Origin of the sequence: Paenibacillus sp. S150 (genome assembly GCF_019352175.1) — a bacterium.
Taxonomy (GTDB): Bacteria; Bacillota; Bacilli; order Paenibacillales; family Paenibacillaceae; genus Paenibacillus_AQ.
The window spans coordinates 77234-84617 of record NZ_JACBYI010000028.1; the positions used below are offsets into that span (position 1 = coordinate 77234).

Below are 7384 nucleotides of genomic sequence, written 5' to 3' on the forward strand. Positions count from 1 at the left end.
TCCGCAAATCCGGGCGCCTACAGAGCGAAGAAGCCGCTGGGCCAGAGGCTGCGCAAAAATTTGACGGGCTACGCCTTTATCAGTCCCTTCATTATCGGCTTTCTTTGCTTCACGCTGGTGCCGATGGCCATATCCCTGTATCTGTCGTTTACCAAGTATAATCTGTTCGCCCCGCCCCGCTGGATCGGCTTCGACAACTATATCAAGATGTTCACGGGCGATCCCAAATACCTGAATTCTCTGAGGGTAACACTGCTCTATGTGTTCGTCGGCGTGCCGCTCCGTTTGGGCTTTGCCTTATTCGTGGCCATGATTCTGAATACCAAGTCCAGAATGGTGGGCGCTTACCGCACGGTGTATTACCTGCCTTCCATCATCGGGGGCAGCGTGGCGGTCTCGATCATGTGGCGCAATATTTTCAGCGATACCGGAATTATCAACGGCATGCTGGGCTTCTTCGGTCTGGGACCGGTAAGCTGGTTCGGCAACCCGAACGCCGCGCTGTTCATGTTGATTACGCTGTCGGTTTGGCAGTTCGGCTCATCGATGCTGATCTTTCTGGCCGGACTGAAAAATATCTCGGGTGAGATGTATGAAGCGGCAAGTGTGGATGGGGCGGGCTTTTTCCGCAAATTCTTCAAAATCACCCTGCCGCTGCTCAGCTCCGTGATCCTGTTCAATATGGTTATGCAGACGATCAGCGCCTTCATGACCTTTGTGCCCGCGTATATCATCTCTAAGGGCGAGGGCGGCCCAATGGACGGGACGATGCTCTATTCCCTGTACCTGTTCCGCCAGGCCTTTATGTTCAACAACATGGGCTATGCCTCGGCCATGGCCTGGGTGATGCTGCTGCTGGTCGGCATTATGACGGGTATTCTGTTCAAAACATCCAAATCGTGGGTCTTCTACGAATCGGGAGGAAAGTGAGCCATGACAAAAAACAAGATCAAATGGCCGATCTATCACATTCTTATCGGCGGGCTCGCGATCATCATGCTCTACCCGATTCTCTGGATGGTTATGAGCTCCTTCAAGGAAAGCCGCCTGGTGTTTGTTACAGCGCAGACTCTGTTCCCGCAGCCTTGGGAATGGGGCAATTACGCCAAAGGCTGGGAAGGCGTCGCGGGCTATTCCTTCGGCGTCTTCATCAAAAATTCCTTTGTCATCGTAATCGTAGCCACTGTGGGCGCAGTATTCTCTTCCTCCTTGGTCGCCTTCGGCTTCGCCCGCAACAAATTTGTCGGCCATGGCCTGTGGTTCGGGATTATGATGATGACCCTGATGCTGCCGGCCGACGTTGTCCTGGTTCCGCAATATATTATTTATACGAAGCTGAACTGGCTGGACAGCATACGGCCAATCGTGATTCCGCAATTCTTCGGGGTCCCATTCTTTATCTTTCTGATGCTGCAGTTCATCCGCACGATTCCCGCCGAGCTGGATGAAGCGGCAACGATCGACGGCTGCGGCAAATTCAGACTCTATTACAAGATTATCCTCCCGCTGATCCGTCCTTCGATGGCAACAGCGGCGATCTTCTCCTTCTACTGGCGCTGGGAGGATCTGCTGGGACCTGTGCTGTATCTGAATTCACCGTCCAAGTATACGGTGTCCATGGGTCTCAAAATGTTCCTGGACAGTGAGTCCGTGTCCAACTGGGGGCCGATGTTCGCCATGTCCGTGCTGAGTCTTGCACCGGTCATGCTGATCTTCTTCATCTTCCAGAAGCAGATCGTGGACGGCATCAGCACCAGCGGTCTGAAGGGCTGATATGAGAAGCTATTGTTTTGATTTTGGACTGCAGGCTGCTGCGCCAGGGTACGCCAAGGTAACACCGGACAGCCTCTACACCGCTGAGCAAGGCTTCGGCTTTGCTCCCGGTTCGTCCGTATTCGGGCGGTCCCGGGGGGGAGCGGATACGCTTCAAAGCGACTTTTGCATTCCGCAGAAGGCAAGATTTCTGGCCGATGTGCCGGACGGGATGTATCGGGTTACGGTGCTGGCCGGTGACCCTCTCGCCGACACCAGCACTGTAATTAAGGCGGGCAACTGGAAGGCTGTGCTGGAACCCTTGAATGTTCCGGCAGGGCAGACGCTGCGGGAATCGTTCTCGCTTAGAATCAGCGGAGGACAGCTCAGTCTTTCCTTTTCGGGACTGGCGCCGCGGATTAACGCGCTGGAGATTCAGGAAGACAGCGAAGCGCTGGCGGTTGTGCTGGCCGGAGATTCCACGGTGACCGATCAGGGGGAGGAGGGCTACCCGTATGCGGGCTGGGGGCAAATGCTCCCGCTGTTCTTCAGGTCCGGAGCGGCTGTGGATAACCGCGCCTTGTCGGGACGCAGCACGCGGAGCTTCATAGATGAAGGCCACCTGCAGCGGATCAGCAATGACCTCAGGGAGCGGGATTATCTGTTCATCCAGTTCGGCCACAATGATTCCAAGCCCGATGAAGCCCGGCACACTGAGCCTTATACGACCTATAAGGAGCATCTGCTGGCGATGATTACGGCTGCAAGGGATGCCGGGGCCAATCCGGTGCTGGTTACCTCCATGCACCGGCGCCGCTTTGACGGTGAAGGCCTGATCGTGGATACCCATGGCGATTATTTGACGGCAATGCGGGAACTGGCCGCTGATGAGCAGGTGCCGCTGATTGATCTGGAGGCCAAAAGCCGCAGGCTTTTTGAAGCCTATGGGCCGGAGGGCAGCAAGGAGCTGTTCATGTGGAGTTATCCGGGTGAATACCTCTGCCATCCTGCGGGTGTTCAGGACAATACCCATTTTCAAATTCAGGGTGCCCGGCTGCTGGCAGAGCTTGTGGTCCTTGGCATCCGCGAGGCCGGGCTGAATGACCTGATTATTCACTTGCGCCATGGCGAGTAATATAACTGGCAGCAGCCGTTTTGCGGATTCACTCCCCGGTATGCGAGGTAAAGGTTAAGGAAAGAACTTAACTGACAGCGCATCAACTTTGAGGAGGGACTGCAGATATGGCAGATAAGAAGCTTGAAGGCAAGGTGGCAATTGTCAGCGGCGGCGGCTCGGGAATCGGACGGGCGTCGGTGCTGGCTTTTGCGCGCAGCGGGGCGAAGATAGCCATGCTGGACCGCACGGTCGGGCATGCGGAGAAGGTTCGCCGCCAGGTGGAGGCAGAAGGCGGTGAAGCCTTGGTCATTGAATGTGACATCTCCGAGCCGCACCAGGTGGAAGAAGCCGTGAAGCAGGCCGCAGCGAAATGGGGCAGGCTGGACATTGTTTTCGCCAACGCCGGCATTAACGGAGCGATGGCTCCGATTGAAACCATGGATATCGAATCCTGGGACCAGACGATGCATATCAATCTGCGAGGCACCTTCGCCACCGTCAAATATGCGATCCCTTTCTTGAAAAAGAACGGCGGGAGCATATTGATCAACAGCTCAATTAACGGAAACCGGGTGTTTTCGAATATAGGCTTCTCTGCCTACAGCACTACAAAAGCCGGGCAGGTTGCTTTTATGAAGATGGCTGCGCTGGAGCTGGCGCAATACAAAATCCGTGTCAATGCGATATGTCCGGGGGCGATCACCACTAATATTGATGACAATACCTATCCTTCCGAGGATTTGAAGGAAGTGCAGATTGCCGTGGAATTCCCGGATGGCGGAGAGCCGCTGGAGAGGGGACCGGGCCGCCCGGACCAAGTGGCCAGGCTGGCGCTGTTCCTTGCCTCCGATGACTCCGGCCACATCACAGGCACCGAGATTTATTGCGACGGGGCCGAATCGCTGCTGCACGGATGACCTCTTCTATCCGGGGCTGCAAGGGCATACCTTAATTTAAACAGTTGTCCGGAGAAACGGGTTCCGTCACCTGCATAATGCGCAGCCACTGGGGCTGACCGGGCATATGCGGCTGGCGGTAATGCCGTTTCTTCTTGTTCCAGTTAGGGATAACGGCCATCGTTGCTTGGAAAGTGAGGATGGCGCAGCCGTACCGGCTTGAGTATACTGTTTCTATCGGCTTAGAAGAGAGGGCAATTATGAATATGGACATTAATCTGCACATGGAATCGATTATTAAGCTGCTTGTGGCCATGCTGTTCGGGCTGTTCATCGGGATTGACCGGCAGCTGAAGCAGAAACCGCTGGGGATCCGGACCAGTATGGTCATCAGCATTGCGAGCTGTCTGGTGACGCTCGTCTCCATCCATGCCTACGATAAATTTGGCGGGACAGAGCACCCCAATATGGACCCGATGCGGCTGGCGGCGCAGATTGTCAGCGGGATCGGGTTCCTGGGCGCGGGTGTGATCCTCCGCCGCGGCGGGGATGCCATCTCGGGGCTCACATCGGCGGCGCTGATCTGGACGGCGTCCGGGATCGGAATCGCGGTAGGAGCGGGCTTTTATGTAGAGGCGGGGTATGCCGTTGTCCTGCTGATGTTCGCTGTCAATGCCGTCCCGCATCTGATTAAGCTCATCGGGCCGGAGGTGCTGAACAAGCATGAAATCTCCGTCAAGATCATTATGGAGCATAATTATGTGCTCACGGATGTCATTCAGAAAATCGAAGAGCGCCATGTCGTCGAATCCCGGAAATCCAAGAAGAACGGAAGGACGATCCGGCGGATGAAAATCAAGGATCTGGATGACGGCAGGCAGATGATCGACATGGTGATCTCCGCGTCTGACCGTGACTATGCAACCGAAATCTATTATGATGTGAAAAAAATTGACCATGTAATGAGCGTGGAAGTCGAACAGCTGTAAAAATGACATGTTCCCTCCTGGGCAGATGTGGTAATCTATCTAGGAGAGAGTCATTCTGAGAATATGGAAGGAGAAACACACAATGTCGATTTCTGCATACGAAGGACAATATGAAGGAGAGGCTGCGGTCTGGCTCAAAGCCGGGCGTTATGAGGCGGCTATTCTGCCCGGCATCGGCGGCAATCTGATCTGCTTCCGCGATACCGAAAACGGTTACCGTTTTCTGCATGAGCCGGGGGCCGCAGAGATGGAAGCGTTTAAGGCCAACCCGGGGATTCATGGCATCCCTGTACTTTTTCCGCCCAACCGCTATGAGGACGGGGAGTTTCCCTGGAACGGACAAACCTATCGCCTGCCGGTGAATGAGGAAGCAACAGGCAACCATCTGCACGGGTTCTTACATACAGCGGCTTGGGAGGTTGAAGAATTCGGCAGCGGCGTAAGCGAAAGCTTCGTCACGGTAGCCATCAGAGTCGATGAGAACCACCCGTCCTATCAATACCTGCCGTTTAAATATACGGTCAAGCTGCGCTACAGCCTTGGCGAAGGCGGTTTGTCCCAGCAGCTTCTGGTGCATAATGAGGGGAAGGAGCTTATGCCCTGTCTGCTTGCCTTCCACACTGCGATTAACGCCCCCTTCGCCCCGGGCAGCACAGCGCAGGATTACCGCGTGAAGCTGACTATCGGCAACCGCTGGGAGCTCAGCAGCCGCATGCTGCCAACCGGCTCGTTCCAGGACCTGACCGCAGACGAGATTGCGCTGCGCGACGAAGGATTATATCCGTTCTATGCGCCGATGGACAACCACTACACGGCTGCCGCCCAGAACGGACGCAACCGTATGGAGCTGACGGACAGCCGAGCCGGAGTCACGCTTGTATATGATGTCGGTACTTCTTACAAGCAATGGATGATTTGGAACAACGGCGCTACCGAAGGCTTCTTCTGTCCGGAACCGCAAATCAACCTGGTCAACGCGCCGAAGGTTGATCTTCCGGCAGATGACATCGGATTGTTTGGCCTTGAGCCGGGCGAATATTGGGAAGAAACCAGCCGTATCTACGTGAAATAAACCGCCGGATCGCCAAGGTCGGGTATTATAATTGCAAAGGGGGTGCAGCGAAGGCGGCTGCGCCCTGTTTTTTTGGAATATAATTTATCCTGAATTTCGAAAGTAAGTATCTACAAATCATCTGAAAAGCTCTACACGAAGGGATTTCTTGCTACAAACAGCTTGCACCCAATGGGTGAAGGAAAAAGAGGGTTTATCCCTTGTCCTATCCGGATTTGTTCAATTCACTTTCGAAATTCAGGTTTATATGCTTTGCACATTAAATTATCCTTCTATATTCTCGCTGAAACGCCCTTATAAGGACGGTATCCGTTTCCAGTTATTGTTCAGGAAATTATGCTTCTTGCCAATTGTGGATGGGGCAGGTATGAAGTTAGGGGAAAATTATAATGCGTCTTAATCGTGCTGAATGGTGCTGAGTTTGCTGAGTTGCTGGGCCGTGCTGAGTTGCTGGGTTGTGCTGAGTTTGCTGGGCCGTGCTGAGTTGCTGGGTTGCTGAGTTGCTGGGTCGTGCTGAGTTTGCTGGGTCGTGCTGAGTTGCTGAGTTGTGCAGAGTTTGCTGAGTTGCTGAGTTGTGCAGAGTTTGCTGAGTTGCTGAGTTGTGCAGAGTTTGCTGAGTTGCTGAGTTGTGCGGAGTTTGCTGAGTTGCTGAGTTGTGCGGAGTTTGCTGAATCGTACTGAGTTGTGCGGAGTTTGCTGAGCCGTGCTGAATGGTGCTGAGTCTGTGGGTTCTATGTTTTGCAGGAGGAAGCGCGAAATAGAGCGGGTCCAACCGAGGCCGCTACCGGGGCAGGGACGTGAAGTGGAATGGAATAAAGTGGAATTCGTAAGAATTAGTACACTTACACGGACGGAAAAGTCTTAAAGGAATCGTGGGAAAAAGCTGGCTCCATCTAAAAATTAGGGGCCGGCACTAAGTGCAGACATAGCGGAGGGCCAGAGGAATTCTGGAGAAACGATACTGTTCGTTTTTAAAAACCGGTTTCAACCTGCAATCTTATTCCAATCCGGAAACCGGGCTTTAGCAGCGGCCGGAAGAACCCTCTGAATCCGCAGCGGACTTCATTCACATCGTCACTCGCTGATTTTGGTTTTGAGCCAAAAAGGTAATTTAGTAAAAAGGTAATTGAATGTATATGAATTGAACTGGCGTACCTGAAAACGCTGATGGAACGCAAGGAGGTTCATAGGGAACGGAAGCGAAGTGTAAAAAGTAACACTAATGGGCTGGAATTCTGGTTTCAACGGGCTTTAGTGGGATTTTGTACACTTAATAGAGGCCCACTCCCTCCATATGGCTGATTTCAGCCGGATTAGTTGTACTTTTTCCCACTAGGGATGATCCGGAATCCGAATGCGCCGGATTAGTTGTACTTTTTCCCACTAGGGATGACCCGGAATCCGAATGCGCTGGATTAGTTGTACTTTTTCCAGGCCTGTTGATTATCCAAAAAAAGGTAGCAAAAAGGCCGCTCATTCGGTAAAGTGTTTGTACTCCACAAACATCCGAAACGAGGCGACCTCATGAAAAAGTCTACTTCAATCTCGAACATTCTGC

Annotated in this window: 6 protein-coding genes; all 6 read left to right on the forward strand. The window is 53.3% G+C overall.

Translation table 11 applies throughout. From position 1 onward, the window contains the following. Positions 1 to 36 precede the first annotated feature (36 nt). The 6 genes from HYD27_RS21940 (at position 37) to HYD27_RS21965 (ending at position 5826) form a co-directional block, all read left to right on the forward strand. Entirely contained in the window at positions 37 to 930 is an 894-nt protein-coding gene (locus tag HYD27_RS21940) for a carbohydrate ABC transporter permease (RefSeq protein ID WP_219218682.1), read from the forward strand. 3 nt (positions 931 to 933) lie between these two features. Continuing rightward, a complete protein-coding gene (locus tag HYD27_RS21945; protein ID WP_219218671.1) occupies positions 934 to 1773 on the forward strand; it encodes a carbohydrate ABC transporter permease in 840 nt (279 codons plus the stop codon). Position 1774: 1 nt separating this feature from the next. Then, positions 1775 to 2887 (forward strand): rhamnogalacturonan acetylesterase, encoded by a 1113-nt coding sequence (locus HYD27_RS32135; RefSeq protein WP_228745250.1) that lies wholly within the window; start codon positions 1775 to 1777, stop codon positions 2885 to 2887. 107 nt (positions 2888 to 2994) lie between these two features. Then, positions 2995 to 3786: an SDR family oxidoreductase gene (locus HYD27_RS21955; protein WP_219218673.1), complete on the forward strand. Its 792-nt coding sequence runs from the start codon at positions 2995 to 2997 to the stop codon at positions 3784 to 3786. 245 nt (positions 3787 to 4031) lie between these two features. Further along, positions 4032 to 4754: an MgtC/SapB family protein gene (locus HYD27_RS21960; protein WP_219218684.1), complete on the forward strand. Its 723-nt coding sequence runs from the start codon at positions 4032 to 4034 to the stop codon at positions 4752 to 4754. Between the two features lie 82 nt (positions 4755 to 4836). Further along, positions 4837 to 5826, forward strand: a complete 990-nt coding sequence (locus tag HYD27_RS21965; protein ID WP_219218675.1) for an aldose 1-epimerase — start codon at positions 4837 to 4839, stop codon at positions 5824 to 5826. The last annotated feature ends 1558 nt before the right edge of the window (positions 5827 to 7384 follow it).

Excerpts from the sequence above, each read along its gene's own strand:
- HYD27_RS21945 (WP_219218671.1), top strand. The coding sequence starts at position 934 with ATGACAAAAAACAAGATCAAATGGCCGATCTATCACATTCTTATCGGC.
- HYD27_RS32135 (WP_228745250.1), top strand. The coding sequence starts at position 1,775 with ATGAGAAGCTATTGTTTTGATTTTGGACTGCAGGCTGCTGCGCCAGGG.
- HYD27_RS21960 (WP_219218684.1), top strand. The coding sequence starts at position 4,032 with ATGGACATTAATCTGCACATGGAATCGATTATTAAGCTGCTTGTGGCC.
- HYD27_RS21965 (WP_219218675.1), top strand. The coding sequence starts at position 4,837 with ATGTCGATTTCTGCATACGAAGGACAATATGAAGGAGAGGCTGCGGTC.
- HYD27_RS21955 (WP_219218673.1), top strand. The coding sequence starts at position 2,995 with ATGGCAGATAAGAAGCTTGAAGGCAAGGTGGCAATTGTCAGCGGCGGC.